The 17,658-nt window shown below is 48.4% G+C and carries 22 protein-coding genes; 4 read left to right on the top strand and 18 right to left on the bottom strand.

What is annotated here, in order from left to right; genetic code table 11:
- The first annotated feature begins 130 nt into the window (after positions 1–130).
- Together ACCC71_RS05225 and ACCC71_RS05220 are read left to right on the top strand one after the other, a co-directional pair.
- Positions 131–625, top strand: coding sequence for a TRAP transporter small permease (locus tag ACCC71_RS05225; RefSeq protein WP_434311364.1), 495 nt, complete (start codon positions 131–133; stop codon positions 623–625).
- Complete coding sequence (locus ACCC71_RS05220; RefSeq protein ID WP_434311363.1) at positions 622–1,908, top strand: TRAP transporter large permease; 1,287 nt, start codon at positions 622–624, stop codon at positions 1,906–1,908. The genes ACCC71_RS05225 and ACCC71_RS05220 overlap by 4 nt, the downstream gene beginning before the upstream one ends.
- Before the next feature lie 120 nt (positions 1,909–2,028).
- On the opposite strand, the gene ACCC71_RS05215 is transcribed toward ACCC71_RS05220, so the two are convergent.
- The 14 genes from ACCC71_RS05215 to ACCC71_RS05150 form a co-directional block, all read right to left on the bottom strand.
- Entirely contained in the window at positions 2,029–2,835 is an 807-nt protein-coding gene (locus ACCC71_RS05215) for a methyltetrahydrofolate cobalamin methyltransferase (protein WP_434311362.1), read from the bottom strand.
- Between the two features lie 22 nt (positions 2,836–2,857).
- Complete coding sequence (locus ACCC71_RS05210; RefSeq protein WP_434311361.1) at positions 2,858–3,505, bottom strand: corrinoid protein; 648 nt, start codon at positions 3,503–3,505, stop codon at positions 2,858–2,860.
- A complete protein-coding gene (locus ACCC71_RS05205; protein ID WP_434311360.1) occupies positions 3,505–4,782 on the bottom strand; it encodes an AraC family transcriptional regulator in 1,278 nt (425 codons plus the stop codon). The genes ACCC71_RS05210 and ACCC71_RS05205 overlap by 1 nt, the downstream gene beginning before the upstream one ends.
- A gap of 134 nt (positions 4,783–4,916) precedes the next feature.
- A complete protein-coding gene (locus ACCC71_RS05200) occupies positions 4,917–5,057 on the bottom strand; it encodes a hypothetical protein (protein WP_434311359.1) in 141 nt (46 codons plus the stop codon).
- A gap of 154 nt (positions 5,058–5,211) precedes the next feature.
- Entirely contained in the window at positions 5,212–5,628 is a 417-nt protein-coding gene (locus tag ACCC71_RS05195; protein WP_434311812.1) for a GerW family sporulation protein, read from the bottom strand.
- Positions 5,615–6,499: a DUF2953 domain-containing protein gene (locus ACCC71_RS05190; protein ID WP_434311358.1), complete on the bottom strand. Its 885-nt coding sequence runs from the start codon at positions 6,497–6,499 to the stop codon at positions 5,615–5,617. Before ACCC71_RS05190 ends, ACCC71_RS05195 begins: the two co-directional genes overlap by 14 nt.
- Positions 6,492–6,833 carry a hypothetical protein gene (locus ACCC71_RS05185; RefSeq protein WP_434311357.1) on the bottom strand — a complete coding sequence of 114 codons (342 nt, stop codon included), beginning with the start codon at positions 6,831–6,833 and terminating at the stop codon, positions 6,492–6,494. Before ACCC71_RS05185 ends, ACCC71_RS05190 begins: the two co-directional genes overlap by 8 nt.
- On the bottom strand, positions 6,834–7,325 hold the full coding sequence (locus ACCC71_RS05180; RefSeq protein WP_434311356.1) for a CinA family protein: 492 nt from the start codon (positions 7,323–7,325) through the stop codon (positions 6,834–6,836). It lies immediately after the preceding gene.
- On the bottom strand, positions 7,315–7,866 hold the full coding sequence (gene pgsA / locus ACCC71_RS05175) for a CDP-diacylglycerol--glycerol-3-phosphate 3-phosphatidyltransferase (protein WP_434311355.1): 552 nt from the start codon (positions 7,864–7,866) through the stop codon (positions 7,315–7,317). The genes ACCC71_RS05180 and pgsA overlap by 11 nt, the downstream gene beginning before the upstream one ends.
- Positions 7,850–9,190: a 30S ribosomal protein S12 methylthiotransferase RimO gene (gene rimO / locus ACCC71_RS05170; RefSeq protein ID WP_434311354.1), complete on the bottom strand. Its 1,341-nt coding sequence runs from the start codon at positions 9,188–9,190 to the stop codon at positions 7,850–7,852. The genes pgsA and rimO overlap by 17 nt, the downstream gene beginning before the upstream one ends.
- Positions 9,187–9,495 (bottom strand): DNA-directed RNA polymerase subunit omega, encoded by a 309-nt coding sequence (gene rpoZ / locus ACCC71_RS05165; protein ID WP_434311353.1) that lies wholly within the window; start codon positions 9,493–9,495, stop codon positions 9,187–9,189. The genes rimO and rpoZ overlap by 4 nt, the downstream gene beginning before the upstream one ends.
- A 2-nt stretch (positions 9,496–9,497) precedes the next feature.
- The gene (gene gmk / locus ACCC71_RS05160) at positions 9,498–10,145 is read right to left on the bottom strand and encodes a guanylate kinase (protein ID WP_434311352.1); all 648 of its coding nucleotides are present in this window, start codon (positions 10,143–10,145) and stop codon (positions 9,498–9,500) included.
- A complete protein-coding gene (locus tag ACCC71_RS05155; protein WP_434311351.1) occupies positions 10,142–10,387 on the bottom strand; it encodes a DUF370 domain-containing protein in 246 nt (81 codons plus the stop codon). The genes gmk and ACCC71_RS05155 overlap by 4 nt, the downstream gene beginning before the upstream one ends.
- Positions 10,380–11,264 carry a YicC/YloC family endoribonuclease gene (locus ACCC71_RS05150; RefSeq protein WP_434311350.1) on the bottom strand — a complete coding sequence of 295 codons (885 nt, stop codon included), beginning with the start codon at positions 11,262–11,264 and terminating at the stop codon, positions 10,380–10,382. Before ACCC71_RS05150 ends, ACCC71_RS05155 begins: the two co-directional genes overlap by 8 nt.
- 149 nt (positions 11,265–11,413) lie before the next feature.
- Between ACCC71_RS05150 and ACCC71_RS05145 the strand changes: the two genes are divergently transcribed.
- Positions 11,414–13,156 carry an Rqc2 family fibronectin-binding protein gene (locus tag ACCC71_RS05145; RefSeq protein WP_434311349.1) on the top strand — a complete coding sequence of 581 codons (1,743 nt, stop codon included), beginning with the start codon at positions 11,414–11,416 and terminating at the stop codon, positions 13,154–13,156.
- 57 nt (positions 13,157–13,213) lie between these two features.
- On the opposite strand, the gene ACCC71_RS05140 is transcribed toward ACCC71_RS05145, so the two are convergent.
- Both ACCC71_RS05140 and ACCC71_RS05135 read right to left on the bottom strand, forming a co-directional pair.
- Entirely contained in the window at positions 13,214–14,575 is a 1,362-nt protein-coding gene (locus tag ACCC71_RS05140) for a recombinase family protein (RefSeq protein ID WP_434311348.1), read from the bottom strand.
- Positions 14,532–14,717, bottom strand: a complete 186-nt coding sequence (locus ACCC71_RS05135) for a hypothetical protein (protein ID WP_434311347.1) — start codon at positions 14,715–14,717, stop codon at positions 14,532–14,534. Before ACCC71_RS05135 ends, ACCC71_RS05140 begins: the two co-directional genes overlap by 44 nt.
- Positions 14,718–15,008: 291 nt before the next feature.
- On the opposite strand from ACCC71_RS05135, the gene ACCC71_RS05130 reads away from it, so the two are divergent.
- Positions 15,009–15,758 (top strand): hypothetical protein, encoded by a 750-nt coding sequence (locus ACCC71_RS05130; RefSeq protein ID WP_434311346.1) that lies wholly within the window; start codon positions 15,009–15,011, stop codon positions 15,756–15,758.
- An 85-nt stretch (positions 15,759–15,843) separates the two neighbouring features.
- Here the strand turns inward: ACCC71_RS05130 and ACCC71_RS05125 are convergent, their stop codons facing one another.
- Together ACCC71_RS05125 and ACCC71_RS05120 are read right to left on the bottom strand one after the other, a co-directional pair.
- Positions 15,844–16,365: a nitroreductase family protein gene (locus ACCC71_RS05125; protein WP_434311345.1), complete on the bottom strand. Its 522-nt coding sequence runs from the start codon at positions 16,363–16,365 to the stop codon at positions 15,844–15,846.
- Positions 16,366–16,378: 13 nt separating this feature from the next.
- A complete protein-coding gene (locus tag ACCC71_RS05120) occupies positions 16,379–17,650 on the bottom strand; it encodes an ATP-binding protein (RefSeq protein ID WP_434311811.1) in 1,272 nt (423 codons plus the stop codon).
- Positions 17,651–17,658 lie beyond the last annotated feature (8 nt).

The raw sequence follows: 17,658 nt of genomic DNA, 5'->3' as shown, positions 1-17,658 counted from the left end.
CTCCTTATGTTTATAATAATCTTTTTTGTATCGTATTATATTTTATTATATATTATACATTATCGTCTGGCAATGCTATCATGAGAAAAGAAAGAACATTTCTGCCATAGAGAAAGAGAGGAGAACGATCATGAAAGTACTAAAATGGCTGGATGCTCACTTTGAGGAGGCGATCAGCATTGCGGCTATGGCTGTTTTGTCCTGCGTGATGATGCTTCAGGTTATCATGCGGTACATGTTCGGTCAGGCCCTTCCCTGGCCGGAAGAGTTTTGCCGTTATGCCTTTATCTACTCTGCCTTCCTGGGTATCGGTTACTGCATTCGAAACAAAAATCTGTTAAAAGTAACGTTGATTTCCAGTTTTCTTCCCAAAAAAGTGGTACGGGTTCTGGATTACTTTACCGGACTTTTATCCATCGTTTTTTATGCCCTGTTGTTTTACGCCTCCGTACAGGTAACCCTGAATTGTTATCAAAAGGGACAGACCTCCTCTGCTACCGGCTGGGTTATGTGGATCTTTTATCTGGCAGGCCCGATCGGATTTGCCTGCGGAATCATCCGCCAACTGCAGGAGCTTTGGAAAATGTTCCGCCACTGTGATGAAAAAAAGGAGGCTGACCTATGAGTTTAATGGTATTTTTTATATTTTTTCTTCTGTTGGCGCTGTCCGTCCCCATCGCCGTATCTCTGGGGTTTGCCACGATTCTCCCTGGTCTTTTGGATTCTGCCTTCAAAGGAAATCTTGCCTTTGTCTACCGCTCGATTTTTGCTGGGCTGAATACCACGACGGTCATCGCGATCCCGCTGTTTATGCTTTCGGGAGCCATCATGGCCAAAGGTGGATTATCGGAAAAATTGTTTGACATCTTTGCCGTCTTTATCGGAAAAATCAAAGGCGGCATGCCCTGCGCCGTCGTTGTCACCTGCCTATTCTACGGCGCGATCTCCGGTTCCGGTACTGCTACCTGCGCCGCCGTGGGAGCTATGTGCATCCCGGTGCTGACCTCCCTGGGCTATGATAAAGTTTTCGCCGCAGCTTTGGTTGCTACGTCAGCCGGACTGGGCGTAATCATCCCGCCCAGCGTACCGTTTATCTCTTTCGCTTTAGTCACCGATATCTCGGTGGGAGACTTATTCCTAGCCGGTGTTCTTCCCGGTTTTTTAATCGCATTCTGTATCATCCTTTACGTTCAGTTTTACTGCCGCACCAAGGGAGAGGACCGGGAAAAAATCGAAGAAAAATACCGCAGCTTGAAGGGACGCGGTACCCTACGAGTGGTCCTGGATGGATTTTGGGCGCTTCTTGCTCCGGTGATCATTCTGGGCGGAATTTATTCTGGAATTGTTACTCCTACCGAAGCTGCCTGTGTATCCGTATTTTACTCCATCCTGGTATGCTTATTTATCTACCGGACGATCTCCTTCCGTCAGTTATACGGACTTTTTAAACAGGCGCTGAATTCCTATGCGCCTCTGGGGCTAATGATGGGACTCGCCATGGCCTTTGCCAAAATCATGGTTTTGCTTCAGGCCCCTCAGCAGCTGACTACCTTTTTGTCCGCCATTGTCAGCAATAAATACATCTTCCTGCTGATCCTGAATCTGATTTTGATCGTCATCGGTATGGTTATGGACGCTGGTCCGGCTGTCATGATTTTAGCGCCTATGCTGCTGAATATTACGAAAGCGCTGGGCATCGATACCGTCCATCTGGGCGTCATCATGGTAACAAACCTGGCCATCGGCTTTGTGACACCGCCTTTTGGCATGAACCTCTTTATCTCCGCGCCGATGATTCAGACGGATCCCATGCAGGTAGGCCGGAAATCGCTTCCCTTTATCGGAGCCTTCCTGATCGCGCTGCTGGCGATTACTTACCTGCCGGCCGTCTCTTTGTGCCTGCTGTAAATAAGGAAACCATAGAAGAAAACGGGGCAAATGAAGGAGAGAGCTTCCAGTTTTGTATAAATCCAAAACTGGAAGCTCTCTCTGCTGTTAAAGTCAAAATCTTATTTCTACCATTGCCATTTACGCCTTTGCCGTTCCAAATAATCCTTCCCGGTAGGCGCCGATATATTCCATGCAGTAATCGTCCTCGCCAAGCAGCGCTTCCGCCGCGTAAATCAGGCCCATCATATCCCGGTTGGTGGGGTCCAAAATTCCACTGTCCAGACCAGCGTTCATCGCCAGTACGACAAAGCCCAAGTTCAAATACTTTCTTGCTGGCAGATTAAAGGAAATGTTGCTGACCGCAGCCGTAATATGAATCTGGGGATACTGCTCCCGGATGGTACGAATCACTGTAGTATTGGTCTCGATACCATTCTCCGAGGTGCAAAGCATTTCTACCAACGGGTCAATGTGCAAACGCTCCGGGCGGATACCGTATTCCTTCGCCTTTGCCATAATCTGGTCAAAAACTTTCAGACGGTCCGCCGCCGTCTTCGGGATGCCCTCTTTGCCGCTGAGCAGACAGACCACCTGCCACTTACTGTCCGCAATGGCGGGGAAAATCTGATCGATCTTATCCCCTTCCATAGATACGGAGTTGATGATACCGGGACGTTTGCAGAATGGATAAGCGGCAAGCAGCGCCTCCGGCGAAGGGCTGTCCAGACAGATCGGAAGATCCGTCACGTCCTGAATACAATCGATCAGCCACTTCAAGGCGTCCACTTCCCCAGGTCCAGATACAGACGCACAGCAATCAATATAATTTGCTCCTGCTTCCGCCTGCTGTTTTGCCCGCGCTTTAATAAACGCTTCGTCTCTCTTCGCAATGGCTTCCGCTACCACGGGAATCGAGCCGTTGATCTTTTCACCAATGATAATCATAGGTAATCCTCCCTCATTATTTTTAACGCTCCTGCTGCGCGTCGTATACCGTAGCCGCATAATGGGATGCTTCTATGGCATCCACTGTATAACAATCCGCCCCAATCCGCTCGCAGTATTGCTCTGTAATTGGCGCTCCTCCGATCATAATCTTTACCTGTTCCCGCTGCCCTGCTTTCTCGAAAGCCTTCACTACATTTTTCAATTCTTTCATGGTAGTAGAAAGCAATGCTGAACAACAAATCAGATGGCAGTCATACTCTTTGGCCGCTTCCACAAACTGCTCTGGCCTCACATCCGTACCGAGATCAATCACCTGAAAGCCCTGGCATTCCATCATCAATTTGACCAGATTTTTTCCAATATCATGGATATCTCCCTGGACGGTGCCTACGCAGACAATGCCTCTTTTTTGTTCCGGATTCTGGTCATAATAAGGCTTCAAAATACGCGTGCCAACATTCATGGCTCTCGCTGTCAGTAATACTTCCGGAATTCCAACGGTCCCGTCCCGAAATTGCTTTCCAATCACATCCATCCCGGCAAGAAGCCCCTCTTTTAACACTTGATCCGGCGAATAACCCATCTCCATGGCCTGTAATATTTTTTCTTTCACACCGGGCGCATGCCCTAAAATCAATTCCTGGGATATTTCCTGCAATAAATCCATCAACCGCACCGCCTTCCTTTTGCCTCTCGGTAAGCGCCAGGAAGCATGCCGGTAGCCTTTTTAAAGACCTTTGTAAAATAGCTTTGGTCGTCAAACCCGACTCTGGTCGCCACCTCGCTGATCTTCATCCGGCGGGTCAACAGTAATCCCTTGCTCTTCTCCACCCGGATATAATTCAAATATGCGTTAAAAGTCTCTCCTGTCTCCTCCCGAAAAATCCGGCTAAAATAGGATGCGGACAAATACACATGGCCTGCCACATCTTCCAGTGTAATCCGATCCGCATAGTTATCGTTCATATAGCGAATCGCCTGAAAAATGATATTTTTATGCTTCTTTTCCGCCTGAGACAATACCTGCTTCATATATTGGTTCATCGCCTGATGAATCCAGATACAAATTTCCTGGGAATCTCGAATATAAGGAAGCTGTTGAAAAAAGCCGTGATCCAGCATGAAAACATGCTCCAAATCCGCGCCGCCTTCCACAGCAGATTTAGAAATCAGATACAAAAGTCGATTTACACGGGACTTGACATGAGAAAACGAAGAGCCAAAACAAAAGATGAGATACCCCAGTAGTTCGTCCAGCACCTTCTCCGCCCGCTCTATTTCCTGATGAGAGACACAGTAAGACAACTCATCTTCTTTCTCCAAGGGATAGGGCGGCCTCTTATCCATACTCTTTAGTTGATAGGCCACCTCGTTGATCTCCCCCTGGATTTTCTCAGAACGCTGTCGTTCTAAGAGCTGATGAGAAAATGTGATATCGTTCATAAAGCCAACGGACATAAACAAAAGATTCGAGAGCGCGTTGATCTCTTTTGGCGGAACGATGGAAATGTTCCGCACCACACGCGCCGCCTCTTCCAGCGCATCCCCCTTGATCTGAAGCCGGTCTGCCAAATCCAGAGCAATGTAGTCCTCATAATCCACCATGAGAGCCGGTCCGGCAATCACCTTGACCAAGGTTCCTTCCGGCCCCACGATCGGGGAGATAAAGCAAGTCAGACCCATCGGGCAATAATAGATATATTTCCCTCCAAATCGTTCCGCGCCGGACATTCCATATTCCTGAGCGTGGAAGCAGACGCTGTGATCCATTCCCAGCACTTTGCAGAGCTCACAGCTGGCGCAGCCATATCCCAACTCATAGATAATCCCGCCTTTATTGTCCGCAATGGTACAGCCTAGATGTGTGGCCCCGTTAAAGGATCGGATAAAATCCCGGGCCATGTCAAAATCAATTCGCTTTCTATCGGCTACATTGTTCTCCATATTCACCAAAGCATCCCACCTTCTCAGACAGCGCCTCTTTGTTCTGAGTTTAGTATATCACATTTTCAAATGAGATGTGGTAATATTTTGTCCAAATTAGTAATTATCCGCTATTGGATTTCTCCCATGACCAACTAGCAATGGCAAAACAAGTTGTATCCGACTAAAATCAAGGTAGCAATAATGCAAAGCACAGAAAAACGCTCTGGCAGCAGAAGCATCAGAGCCATCCCAATTCCGATGCAAAACAAAATCAAACCAATGACTCTTTTCATGCGTTTTTCTTTCCTTCTATCTTCCAAGCGTTTTCCTTATATCCTATGGTCCGAATCGATGAAGTATGCCAAAAATACCTACCCTCTGAGAGCTCAGGCAATGCCGGAGTTCTCAGAGGGTAGGTATTTCGTTCTTGTCTGTCTTATCTGTTTTTTATAAGCTGGTTTTCTCTTCCGCCTTTATGGCTTCTTCCACTGCTTTTTCCATATCGGAATCCAAATCCACCGTCCCATCCTTCTTCTTGAAACGGTCGATGAGATCCGGAGCCATATCCAGAATCTTCGTCACCGTATCCTGATTCTTGATATTCACCAGGCGGGTCATTCCATTTTGAATGACCAGTACGGCGCTGGGGGACATTTTCGCCGCCATGCCGCCTCCGCCGCTGTTCTTTTTCTTCTCTTCATTGAGAGCCGCCCCCGCGCCGACGCCGAAGGAAATATCCACCAACGGCAGAATGATCGTATCTTTGATCTGAACTGCATCGCCGACCACTGTTTTTGCCGTTGCAAATCCATCTAAGCCTTTGAGCAGGGATTCTACCACTGCGCTGAAATTATTGTCTGCCATCATTCTTCCTCCTATTTAACAGTTCTCGTACCGATTGATTTCGATAGATTTTAACTCCTATTATAAGCAGAGTCAGAATTCTTATTCTTCCCCGCAAATAAAGCCTTCCTTTCAGAACTACTTCCTCAAACTCTCCCACCACACGGATATGCTCGCCATAAAAGGGATACAGCATATAGACCAGACCAAGGACGGTTCCCGTCGTCGCCGGATCGTCGAAACCTACCAAGGCTTCTATCTCAAAAACCTGAGGACGGATATGACGCAATACGGCAAAGAGCTGTTCCTTTAAAAATGCAAACATTTTCTGATTCTCTGCATTCTGGATAAAGTCAAGTCCTTCCTCCAGCTTCTCTCTCCATCCCGCCTTAGACGCTTTCCCTTCTGTAGGGGGCGCTCCTTTTTTCTTTCTTCTTCGCTTTCTTTTTTTCTTTTCCTGTTTCCTATCCCTAGAAAGCGAGGCCTCTGTCTGCTGGGGGATAGAATCGGTTTCCTTTTTGTCTTTACCTACACTCTCCTTGACAGTTGGTTCCCGGAAGACCGGTTCCTCCAAAAGCTCTTTTTTTCTTCGCTTCCGCGCGGATTTCCGGCGCGTTTTCTCAGATTCCGGTATCCGGAAAATAGGGATTCCCAAAATCCGCAGACAAGCGAAAATGTTTCCATCCTGAAATTTACCGCTGACAGAAACTACCCGCAATAGCCAAGAAACCCTTCCCTGGATTTTGATTTCCTTCAAGCTCACAGCTTCCGCCTTGCACTCATATCGAAATGGAGCTAAGGCAACAGCCAAGAGGAACAAAATGACTAAGCCCAGAAGCACAAGAATCAGGAATCCGACGATCTTTAGAAGGGTCAAAAGCACACTAAGCATTCTCCCCCTCCTTTTGTTTTTGTCTGGCCGCCAAATAGGCTTTTAAATCTACGCTTCCGGTTTCTTTTCTTGCATCATCCACGATCTGCATCAACACCGTCAGCGCTTCCTCATATCCCTTTGCCAGTCCGACCACCGTCAGCGCCTGATTTTTATAATATGGCTGTACTAAATAGTTTGAAGACAGGATGTCCAACTGATTTTTCGGATTGGTCGGCAGCATCAGAACATAGACATTCCAAAGCAGCTTTCCCTGCCGGATGCCTTCCTGAATCCGTTTCTGATTCTTCTGCGCTCCTTCTCCCACATACAGTTGTTCCATCCAACTTATCATCTAATCGCTCTTTTCCTTCTCCTGCTTCAGACAATCCAGCGCAAAATCCAACGCAGCCTCTACCGATTGGCGCCGAATCTCCCCGCGATTTCCAGAAAACATGCACTTTTTTACCTTCACGTTTCCCTGAACAAAACATCCAAGGTAAACCAGGCCCACCGGTTTTTCTCTGGTCCCGCCATCCGGTCCTGCGATTCCGGTCGAAGAAATCCCCACCTCGGCCCCAGCCGACGCGGCGGCTCCACGAGCCATCTCCTCCGCGGTTTCCGGGCTGACAGCTCCGTAAGCCTCCAAAGTTTTCCTCTGGACGCAGACGAGACGTTCCTTGGCCTCATTGGAGTAAGTGACCAGTCCCTGATCTAGGACCGCCGAAGCGCCGGACACATTGATAATCGTCGCCGCAATCAAGCCACCCGTACAGGATTCCGCCGTAGTCACATGGAAATTTCTTTCCTTTAGAAGTTCCACCAGCATTTCTTCTCTACATTTCATCGAATTGACCATCCTTTAAAACATGCCTGTTTTTGTAGATATAATCCACCAGAGAAAGTATGGTCAAAATCAAAGAACCCCATACCAGAATCTGCTCGATTGCATACCACACCGGATGATCAAAATGAAGAATCAAGGCGATCGTCATAAACATCTGACAAACCGTCTTGAATTTTCCCCAAATACTGGCGGCAATCACAACGCCGTTATCCGAGGCGATCAGGCGAAAGCCGCTGATGACAAATTCCCGCGCGATCAAAATCACCACGATCCACGCCGGAATCAATCCCCGTTCCACCATACAGATGGCGGCCGACCCTACCAGCAATTTATCCGCCAACGGGTCCATAAACTTACCAAAATTGGTAATCAGATGATTTTTCCTCGCCAGATAACCGTCGAGAAAATCCGTAAAACTGGCGAAACAGAAAAGGAACAGCGCGATATAATCCCCTGCTCTTCCGATATCCACCAACAGAAAAATTACCATAAAAGGAATCAAAATCACACGCAACGTCGTCAGCTTATTCGGCAGATTCATCGCACAGCTCCCCCATTAAATCATACTCCAATGCGCCGGTTACTCTTACCATGGCAAAATCACCGGTCAAAAGCTCCCGCTCTGTGCGGATAAAAATGTATCCGTCCACGCCGGGGGCGTCTCGATAAGTTCTGCCCACATAGGCGTCCTCATCGGCTACTTTTCCTTCTATCATGACCAGCAGTTCCCTTCCCACAAGCTCCTCCGAACGGTCCATGGAAATTTCCTGCTGAAGCTCCATCAGCTCGTCCCTCCGAAGCTTCTTTATCTCTTCCGGAATCTGATCCGGCATTTCGGCGGCAGGCGTATCTTCCTCCTGAGAATAAGCAAAAACCCCCAGCCGGTCAAACTCCATCTCATCGACAAATTCCATCAAACACTCATGATCTTCCTCGGTTTCTCCCGGAAATCCGCTGATCAGAGTGGTCCGAAGCGCGATATCTGGTATCTCTCTTCGAAGCTTTTCAATGATCTCTATCAGATGGGCACGCGTCGTGCGGCGTCCCATCCGCTTCAAAATTTGATCGCTGGCATGTTGAATCGGAATATCCAGGTAAGAGCAGATCTTCTCTTCCTCCCGAATCACCTCGATCAATTCATCCGTAATCTCCTCCGGATAACAGTACTGAATCCGAATCCAGACGAGAGAAGGAATCTTGGCCAACCGGCGAAGAAGCTCCGGCAGCATTTTCTTCCCGGTCAAATCCACGCCATAAAGGGTGGTTTCCTGGGCCACCAGGATCAACTCCCGAACGCCTCCGGCGCAAAGTTCCTCCGCTTCCCGCACCAACTGTTCCATCGGAATGCTGCGGTAACGGCCGCGCACCTTTGGAATAATGCAGTAGGTGCAGTGCTTATCACATCCTTCCGCGATTTTCAAAAACGCGTAATGCCCTCCTGTCGTTACCACCCGGGAGGCTTCCCGCTTGGGCAGGATATCCAAATTTTCAAAGGTTTTGCACGGCATGTGCCGCTCCAATACCGTCTCGACGACATCCACAATCTTGTCATAAGCCGTGGTTCCAACAACCGCATCCACCTCCGGCATCTCAGAAAGGACCTCGTCCCGGTACCGCTCTGCCAGACATCCGGTGACAATCAGCGCGCGGCAGCGTCCCATCTCTTTCTGCTTCGCCATCTCCAAGATCGTCTCAATGCTTTCTTCCTTGGCATCGCCGATAAAGCAACAGGAATTTACGACGATCACATCTGCTTCCCGCTCGTCGTCCGTCAGCTCATATCCTCTTTTTGACAGCAGTCCCAGCATCACCTCTGTGTCTACCAGGTTTTTATCACAGCCTAAAGAAATAAACAGGATTTTCATTCTTCCATGTCCATCGCGTATCCTGGAAACTCCAGCGCTTCTTCCTCCTCAGAATCCTCCAGATCCTCCGGCACTTCCTCTTCGCCTAAGATCTGGATCTCGCCGGTCCACAGTTCTTCTACTGCAATGGAAAGAGCCTTTTTCTGCTCTCCATTTACAGTCATACGATCGGCAGCTACCAGCTGTCTCGCCCGCTTCGCCGTCCCCAATACAATCGAATAACGGCTCTGTACAATGGGCTCTTCTCCCTCCGGGACATCTTTATTCACAGCTTCCATCAATTCCAAGTAAGACGGATGTAACATAATTATTCTCCTTTTTCTTCTAATAACTTTTCAATTTCTTTTTGAAGCGTCCCCGCCGCCATTCTATTTTCTTTCTTATATTTGGCGGCAAGTTCTGGATTATGGATGATCTGGTGAAGCTGCTCCACGCAAACATCCAGGTTTTCATTGACTAAAATGCCATCGTACCTATCGATATAAGCGGCCTCCTCGGCGGACCGTGCCATCCGTTTGTGGATTTTCTCCATGGTCTCGGTTCCCCGGTTTACCAATCGGCGATACAATACTTCAGCTGAAGGCGGCAATAGGAAAAGCATTAACGCCTCCGGGCATGCCTTTTTCACCTGAAACGCGCCTTGGATCTCAATATCAAGCAGGACATGACGTCCCGCCTCCCGCTCCCGCTTTACCGGATCCGCCGGGGTACCATAGTGGCAGCCCGTATATCCGGCATATTCTAACAGGCGGTTCTCCTCGATCAACTGCTGAAACTCTTCCTCGTTTAAAAAGAGATATTCCCGGCCATGAACTTCGCCTTCTCTAGGACTTCTCGTCGTGGCGGATACCGAAAAGAAATATTCGTCGTAACGCCGCATCAGTTCTTTAATCACGGTTCCTTTTCCCACGCCGGAAAAACCGGAAATGATCACCAGCATCCCTTGTTCTTTCATTTTTCTTTCCCTTCACAGCGGCTTGCAATGGTCTCCGGCAGCAAAGCAGACAGCACCAGCAGTCCGCTGTCCGTCACAATCACGCCCTTGGTCTTCCGGCCCTGGGTCGCGTCGACAGCTGTTCCCGCATCCTTGGCGGCCTGCACCAGACGCTTAATCGGAGCAGAATCCGGGCTGACCACGGAAATAATTTTGTCCACATTCATCACATTGCCATAGCCGATATTGATCAACTTATTCAATATTCTGCACCTGCTCCCGAATCTTTTCAATCTCTGTCTTTAGCTCAATCGCCACAGCCGAGACTTCCTGATTATTGCATTTGGAAAGAATCGTGTTTGCTTCCCGGTTCATCTCCTGGGCCAAGAAATCCAGCTTCCGGCCTACGCTTTCCCCGCCCGTATCTTCCAATGCCTTTCTCATGCTGACAATATGACTTCTCAAACGCACCGTCTCTTCATCCACGCATGTCTTATCCGCAAAAACCGCCACTTCCATCATCAAACGGTTCTCATCCAAGGTCTTATTCTCAAACAATTCCCGCATCTTTGTTTCCAGGCGGGTCCGGTACTCCTCCGCAATCTGAGGAGAACGCTGTTCCACAAAAGAAACCAGCTCTTCCATACCAGACAGCTTTCCGAGCAAATCCTGGCGCAAAGCTTCGCCCTCCCGGCAGCGCTGCTCCACAAACTGAGCCCCCGCCATCCGAAGCGCTTCCGCAAGAAGTTTCCAAAGCTGCTCTTCATCCTCTTCCGCCTGTTCCATCGAAAGAACTTCCGGAAACCGCGCCAGATCTACTACCTTTACATTATTTTCCAGGGAAAATTCCTCGCTCATCCGGCGAAAATATTCCATATACTCCCTCGCCAAATGTTGGTTATATTTGAGATTTACCTGTTCTTCTGTAAAATTTTCATAGGAAATAAAAACATCCAGTTTTCCACGGCCCGCATACTCCTTTAGCAGCGTGCGGACGCGGGATTCCAGCGCATAGAACTTCTTCGGCAACTTGATATTCATATCCAGATATCGATGATTTACCGCTTTCATCTCCACCAGCATCCGATGGCTTTCATCCGAGAGCTCCGCTCTGCCGAAACCAGTCATACTTTTGATCATGATTCCGCATCCTTTCCTGAAATCGCAAAGCCTGCGTCCTCCGCTGAAAGTTTGTCTGGACAACGGAATCATTTGACTTTGCATACATAGTCAATTATAATCCATATGAACAATGAAGTCAAACATTTCCAACGGAAAGAGAGAACAATATGGCACTGGATGGAATCACCATCGCATGTATGGCGGCAGAAATGCGAGAAAAACTAACCGGCGGGCGCATCGCAAAAATTGCTCAGCCGGAAACGGACGAACTGATGCTAACCGTCAAAAATCAAAAGGAACAGCTGCGTCTCCTGCTCTCGGCGAGTGCGAGTCTGCCTCTGGTCTATTTTACCGATAAAAACAAACCAAACCCAGCTACGGCTCCCGGCTTTTGTATGCTCCTTCGAAAGCACATCGGCGGAGGAAAAATCCTCTCTGTAACTCAACCCGGCCTGGAAAGGGTTCTCCGGATTGAAGTAGAGCATCTGGACGAGCTGGGGGATACCTGCCGGAAATATCTGATCATTGAGCTGATGGGAAAACACAGCAACATCATTTTTACCGATTCGGAGGATAAAATCCTGGACAGCATCAAACATATCTCCCTAAATGTCAGCTCTGTCCGGGAGGTTCTGCCGGGACGCCCCTATTTTATCCCAGAAACAAAACAAAAGCGAAATCCGCTCTCCATCACGGAGGATGAATTTTACGAGCACATCTGTACCCTGCCTCAGCCCGCCGGCAAAGCGCTTTATACCGGCATGACCGGACTCAGCCCGCTGATCGCGGAAGAAATCTGCTTTCTTGCCGGCCTGGATTCCGACCAGCCCATGCAGGCCCTTGGGGAAAAAGAAAGGCTCCATCTCTACAAGACCTTCCAGCATTTGATGGAGGACGTTCGGGAAGAGCGGTTTTCTCCCAATATTATTTATCAGGGGGAAGAGCCTCTCGAATTCGCAGCCCTTCCTCTCCACTTATATCCGGAGGCCGGCCAAAAAATCTTCCCTTCCATGAGTCAGGTGCTGGAAACCTACTATGCGGAAAAAAGTACGATCACCCGCATCCGCCAAAAGTCGGCGGAACTGCGAAAGATCGTTCAGACCGCCCTGGAGCGGAATTATAAGAAATATGATTTGCAGCAAAAGCAGCAAAGGGATACAGAAAAAAGAGAAAAATACCGCATCTATGGCGAGCTGCTTCAAACCTACGGTTACGAGCTTTCCGGAGGCGAAAAAGCCTTAACGGCTCCCAATTACTACGATGACAACAAGGAGATCACGATCCCTCTGGATTCCACCCTCTCCGCCCAGGAAAATGCCCAAAAATATTTTGAACGCTACAACAAACTGAAACGAACCCACGAAGCCCTCATTGATCTGCTGGCAGAGACCAAGGCGGAGATCGACCATCTGGAATCCATCCGCACCGCTCTCGCCATCGCCCTTTTAGAGGAAGATCTGGTAGAAATCAAACGGGAACTGCAGGAATCCGGCTATATCAAAAAGCATGGCGGAGAAAAGAAGAAAGTCAAGGTCACCAGCAAACCCTTCCACTATCTCTCCTCCGACGGCTTCCACATCTATGTGGGAAAAAACAACTTTCAAAATGAAGAATTAACCTTTCAGTTTGCGAGCGGTGGAGACTGGTGGTTCCACGCCAAGGGCATGCCCGGTTCCCACGTGATTGTAAAATCCGAGGGAAAAGAGCTGCCGGACCGCGTTTATGAGGAAGCCGGACAGCTGGCCGCCTATTATTCCAGCGGACGGGACGCGGAAAAGGTCGAGGTAGACTATATCCAAAAAAAGCACGTGAAAAAGCCAGCGGCAGGAAAACCCGGTTTTGTCATCTATCACACGAATTATTCTCTGATGGCAATTCCCGGATTAAAGGGGCTGACGCTGGTCGAATAGCAGGATGTTGAGGGAAAAGCTTCTTAACAAAGGGGCTTTTCCCCCAACAGCATCGCCTTAAAATTTGTACTGAATCTGAATGGTCTGCCCGGTAACAATCACTCGTTCAATCAGTTGGTCCACAATCATGCGCTGCTCCATGGGGGTCATGGCGTGCCAAATTTCTTTTAAGCTTTTCATCTGCCGGAGGGTCTTTTTCCTTTTGTTGGAAATGGCCCTTCGGTTTTGTTCCAGCGTCAGCTTGTCCCGGATCGCGTCCGTCTCCCGACGCTGCTCCCGGACGATCTCAAGTAGAGCGTCGTCCTCGCCTTCACTGTAGAGGGAATATAAACGTTTTAACTTTTTTTCCGCATGGGCCAGCTGCCCTTTCAAAAGCTCCAAGACGCCTTTTTCGGTTTCCGCGCCGGATTCCAATGTTTTTTCTGCGCTGAAGCGAAACAGATCTTCCGTTACCGCCGCCTCCACTTCATCCGCCCAAACATATTCTTGGGTGCAGTCCGGGTCGCGAATCAAATACGGCTTGCTGCCCTGCCTGGAATAGCAAACCAATTTGTGCCCTTTCTTTCCCCATTTCTGATACCGCATCTTAGCGCCGCAACGGCCGCAGTAGACCAAACCGGTCAGAAGATTCACTTCACTGTGGAGATTTTTTCCGGAACGCTCTTCCATAGCAAGCATGGTTTCTTCATAGACCTCCCGGCTGACCAAGGGCTCGTGTCTGCCCTGATACTCTTCTCCTTGATAGACGATCACCCCAATATTGGTCTTTCGTTTTAAGATTTGTATCACCAAGCGGTCATATTTCAGCCCCATCATATCCGCGATATTCTGGGGAGAATAGCCTTCCAGATACAGCCGATACATCTCCCGAACCCGCTTTGCGTCGGCATTGGGAACCAGAATCCCTTGGCTTTCATCATAATCATAGCCAAAAGGAATCTTTCCTCCGCCCATCCAGTAGCCAGCTCTCACCCGCTCCCGCATTCCCATCCGGGTTCTCTCCCGGATATTTTCCCGTTCCAACTGGGCAAACGCAGATAAAATTCCAAGCATCAGACGCCCCATGGGGGTCCCCGTATCCATACTTTCATTCAAGGAAACAAAGGCCACTTGATGGGGATTTAACACGTCTTCGATCAAATACAGAGTATCTTTCTGACTCCGGGAAAGCCGGTCTAACTTATAGACGATCACGTGGCTGAGACGGCCGTTTACCGCGTCGTCGATCATCCGCTGCATTTCCGGCCGATTCAGATTGCTTCCGGTAAAGCCCCCGTCAATATAATATTCGTACTGGGAAATCTGTTTTGAGATACAATAAGCGGTCAGCGCTTCTTTCTGTGCGTCAATGGAATATCCTTCTTCCCGCTGGGCGTCAGTGGATACCCGGATATAAATCGCAGCTCTCTTTGGCTCCACTCTGTTCCGCCTCCTGATTGATCCGCATCAACACCCTCTGCAGCAGTCGGTCAATCTGAGGATTTTCCGTCAAAGATACCTGCCGCATCCGTTCTTCTGAAAGAGGTTTTCCTTCCTGCGTCCTGGACGTTATAATCATCATCCGCCTCCTGTCTCTAATGATGCCATCATAGGAAAATCCGATTGTTCTGAATACCTGCAATCAAAAGACTTTCTCCATTCATGGTCTTTATGAAAAAGTATAGACGGGCTTTTCGAAGGATATACAAAAAGAGGGGCGATCGGATATAGGGGAAAAAGATCTCAGCATGAAAAATACAATATTTTCCACATTTATTGTTGCATATTATTTATTCACAAAATTTCATTGCATTTTTCTATAGATATAGTACTATATAGATAAGTAAAAATTATGGATGGAGGTACTAATTCTATGAACAAAAAAAGAGTCTTTGTGAGTGCATTCATCCTGCTCATTTTCTGTCTGCTGGCACTCCTTTTCCATAGCTCTCATCCAGATACAAAACAAATCACTTTAGGAAAAGACAAGATCTACGCCTGGTTCCAGCGTCCAGTAACTTATCAAGCGGAAGTCACCTTGGAGCATATGCCAGAGAATTGCTTCTGCTATGAGGATGAAGATTATCTCTACTATATAGCCAAAGACCTTTCCTATCTCCCGCTGATAACACGGAAAGAGACTTATACCGGAAAAACTCCCATCCGATATGAAGATAAAGAAGAGATCGTACTGTGGATTTCTAAACTTTTACCGGATGCTCTCGGATCTCCTCAGACAACGATTTTGGAGCAAGGCGATGAGGGTACGTCTCTAAAAGTGAAATATTCCATCGCTGATATTGGGACTGGGACGGATGTGTTTTGTCAATTTACCACGGACGGCGTCTTGAAGCAATATAAAGCGTACTATACGCCTCTGACTTCCTTTCCCTTGACAGACGGCATATGGTCAGAGACGGAAGCGCTCGCCATCCTTGCGGACTCGATGGAGGAGCCGATCGATGCTTCTTCCTGGGAATACCGCTCCTATCTGGATTTTTCCGGCGGTAAAGCCCTCTGGTGTTTCCACATTCCGGCGCAGAAAGAAAAAGACTCCCAAAGCGGGAGTACTTTTGTACAAATCGACGCATATACAGGAAAAATAGAGCGCATGGAATCCTGAAAGAACGATACTTTCCATATAGACACATTTCCATTATCATCCATACGAAAACAAGGAGGCAGCAAGCCTCCCTGTTCTTTTTGCATTATTTTCGAATCACATAATCCGCTTTTCTTGGTTTTGCCGCGGGAAGATCTCCCTCCGGATAACCAAGCGCGCATCCGCCGACTCCACGGAAGGTCTCCGGCAAGCCCCATTCTGCGAGAAGCGCTTTTCCCTCCGGCGTGTCAAACATTTCTAACTCCCGGTTGATCCAGCAAGAGCCCAATCCAGCGGCGTAAGCCGCCAACATCAGATTGGACATAACGCAGCTGCAATCCTGAATAAAATTCGGATGTGTGCCGTCGGCCAATACCAGAATAATTGTGGGCGCGCCATAATAAGGATCTACCGGTTTCCCTAAAATACTCTGATTCATCTCAACGATCTTTTTCCGCAGTTCCGGGTCCTGCACCACAACCATCACCGGATCTTGACTTCCTTTGGCTGTAGGCGCATAGGTGCCAGCTTCCAGTACTGCCTGCAGCAATTCCTCGGAAACCTGTTCCGACTTATATTTCCGAACGCTTCTTCTTTCTTTCAATGCCTCCAATACTTCCATCTTCATCTCAACTGCCTCCTTATTCTTTTTCTCTGCCCAGCAGATAGGTGACAAACTGAGCGGCCGTCCGCCCTGACATTCCACCGTGCTGCAATTCCCAGACATTGGCTTCTCGGTACAGTTCCTCTTCGCTGAGATGCAAGTCGCTCCGGGCCGCCAAAGTCTTTACAATATGCTGGAATTCCTTCTTATCCGGCATTCCATAGTAAATCGTTACGCCAAACCGATAGGCCAGGGAAAGCTTTTCCTGTACCGTATCCGAACTGTGAAGTTCGTCGTCCGCTTCCCGTTTGTCGGTAAAACGTTCCCGGATCAGATGACGCCGGTTGGATGTGGCATAGATCAGCACATTTTCTGGCCGCCGCTCTAAGCCGCCCTCGATCACTGCTTTCAGATACTTATACTCGATCTCAAAATCCTCAAAGGAGAGATCGTCCATGTAGATAATGAACTTGTAATTCCGGTTTTTGATCTGCGCGATCACCGAAGTCAAATCCTGGAACTGGTGCTTATAAATCTCAATCATCCGCAGTCCCTGGTCATAATATTCATTCAAAATCGCTTTGATGCTGGACGATTTTCCGGTTCCCGCATCGCCAAAGAGCAGGCAGTTATTCGCTTTCTTGCCAGCGACAAAAGCTTCCGTATTTTCAATCAGCCGCTTCTTTTGAAGCTCATATCCCACCAGATCTTCCAGACGGACATGCTCTGTCTTGGTGATAGGCAAAATTTTCGCCTGGCCGCCCTCCTGATGTTCCACTTTAAAGGCCTTGTGCAGGCCAAACTTGCCGACGCCAAATTCTTTATAAAACTGGGTCACGCAGTCTAAAAATTCCTCCGGCGATTCTGTCGCCGCCAGATGGATACTGAGCTCTTCGATCCGATCCCGCACCCGCGTATTAAATACTTTGCTGTGGCCTGTCGCGCTGCGGTAATGTTTCAGCACGCCAAAGGCCTTTGTCCCAAGATTCCGATCCAGATCATCCAAATCATAGGCGAAAAGCGCCTGAAAAATCCGAAAATCCTGAAGGGCAAGGATATTGATACTGCCTTCCACTTTTCCTCGAATCTCACAGGTAGTGCTAAAGGCATTTTCATGGTTTGCCAAAATATAAGCCAGAAAGTTATGCCATACATTGCCCTCAAAGCCATGGGTATTTGCCATCTCTACCAGCCCATTCAGCGTCGGATATAGGCATTCCTCTCCGCCTCCATCCATCAGTTTCCGCATTCCGTCAAAAATATCCTGATGCTCAAAGTCCCGGTATACGATCATTTCTTTCGCAATCATGGATTCCC

Origin of the sequence: Hominifimenecus sp. rT4P-3, assembly GCF_051055405.1 — a bacterium.
Classification (GTDB): Bacteria; Bacillota; Clostridia; order Lachnospirales; family Lachnospiraceae; genus Pseudolachnospira.
Note: the sequence above shows the minus strand (reverse complement) of the source record. Positions and strands in the feature narration are given on the sequence as shown.

Bases quoted from the DNA above. Each gene is read 5' to 3' on its own strand.
- ACCC71_RS05225 (WP_434311364.1), top strand. From the start codon at position 131: ATGAAAGTACTAAAATGGCTGGATGCTCACTTTGAGGAGGCGATCAGC.
- ACCC71_RS05220 (WP_434311363.1), top strand. From the start codon at position 622: ATGAGTTTAATGGTATTTTTTATATTTTTTCTTCTGTTGGCGCTGTCC.
- ACCC71_RS05215 (WP_434311362.1), bottom strand. From the start codon at position 2,835: ATGATTATCATTGGTGAAAAGATCAACGGCTCGATTCCCGTGGTAGCG.
- ACCC71_RS05210 (WP_434311361.1), bottom strand. From the start codon at position 3,505: ATGGATTTATTGCAGGAAATATCCCAGGAATTGATTTTAGGGCATGCG.
- ACCC71_RS05205 (WP_434311360.1), bottom strand. From the start codon at position 4,782: ATGGAGAACAATGTAGCCGATAGAAAGCGAATTGATTTTGACATGGCC.
- ACCC71_RS05200 (WP_434311359.1), bottom strand. From the start codon at position 5,057: ATGAAAAGAGTCATTGGTTTGATTTTGTTTTGCATCGGAATTGGGATG.
- ACCC71_RS05195 (WP_434311812.1), bottom strand. From the start codon at position 5,628: ATGGCAGACAATAATTTCAGCGCAGTGGTAGAATCCCTGCTCAAAGGC.
- ACCC71_RS05190 (WP_434311358.1), bottom strand. From the start codon at position 6,499: ATGCTTAGTGTGCTTTTGACCCTTCTAAAGATCGTCGGATTCCTGATT.
- ACCC71_RS05185 (WP_434311357.1), bottom strand. From the start codon at position 6,833: ATGATAAGTTGGATGGAACAACTGTATGTGGGAGAAGGAGCGCAGAAG.
- ACCC71_RS05180 (WP_434311356.1), bottom strand. From the start codon at position 7,325: ATGAAATGTAGAGAAGAAATGCTGGTGGAACTTCTAAAGGAAAGAAAT.
- pgsA (WP_434311355.1), bottom strand. From the start codon at position 7,866: ATGAATCTGCCGAATAAGCTGACGACGTTGCGTGTGATTTTGATTCCT.
- rimO (WP_434311354.1), bottom strand. From the start codon at position 9,190: ATGAAAATCCTGTTTATTTCTTTAGGCTGTGATAAAAACCTGGTAGAC.
- rpoZ (WP_434311353.1), bottom strand. From the start codon at position 9,495: ATGTTACATCCGTCTTACTTGGAATTGATGGAAGCTGTGAATAAAGAT.
- gmk (WP_434311352.1), bottom strand. From the start codon at position 10,145: ATGAAAGAACAAGGGATGCTGGTGATCATTTCCGGTTTTTCCGGCGTG.
- ACCC71_RS05150 (WP_434311350.1), bottom strand. From the start codon at position 11,264: ATGATCAAAAGTATGACTGGTTTCGGCAGAGCGGAGCTCTCGGATGAA.
- ACCC71_RS05145 (WP_434311349.1), top strand. From the start codon at position 11,414: ATGGCACTGGATGGAATCACCATCGCATGTATGGCGGCAGAAATGCGA.
- ACCC71_RS05135 (WP_434311347.1), bottom strand. From the start codon at position 14,717: ATGATGATTATAACGTCCAGGACGCAGGAAGGAAAACCTCTTTCAGAA.
- ACCC71_RS05130 (WP_434311346.1), top strand. From the start codon at position 15,009: ATGAACAAAAAAAGAGTCTTTGTGAGTGCATTCATCCTGCTCATTTTC.
- ACCC71_RS05125 (WP_434311345.1), bottom strand. From the start codon at position 16,365: ATGAAGATGGAAGTATTGGAGGCATTGAAAGAAAGAAGAAGCGTTCGG.
- ACCC71_RS05120 (WP_434311811.1), bottom strand. From the start codon at position 17,650: ATGATTGCGAAAGAAATGATCGTATACCGGGACTTTGAGCATCAGGAT.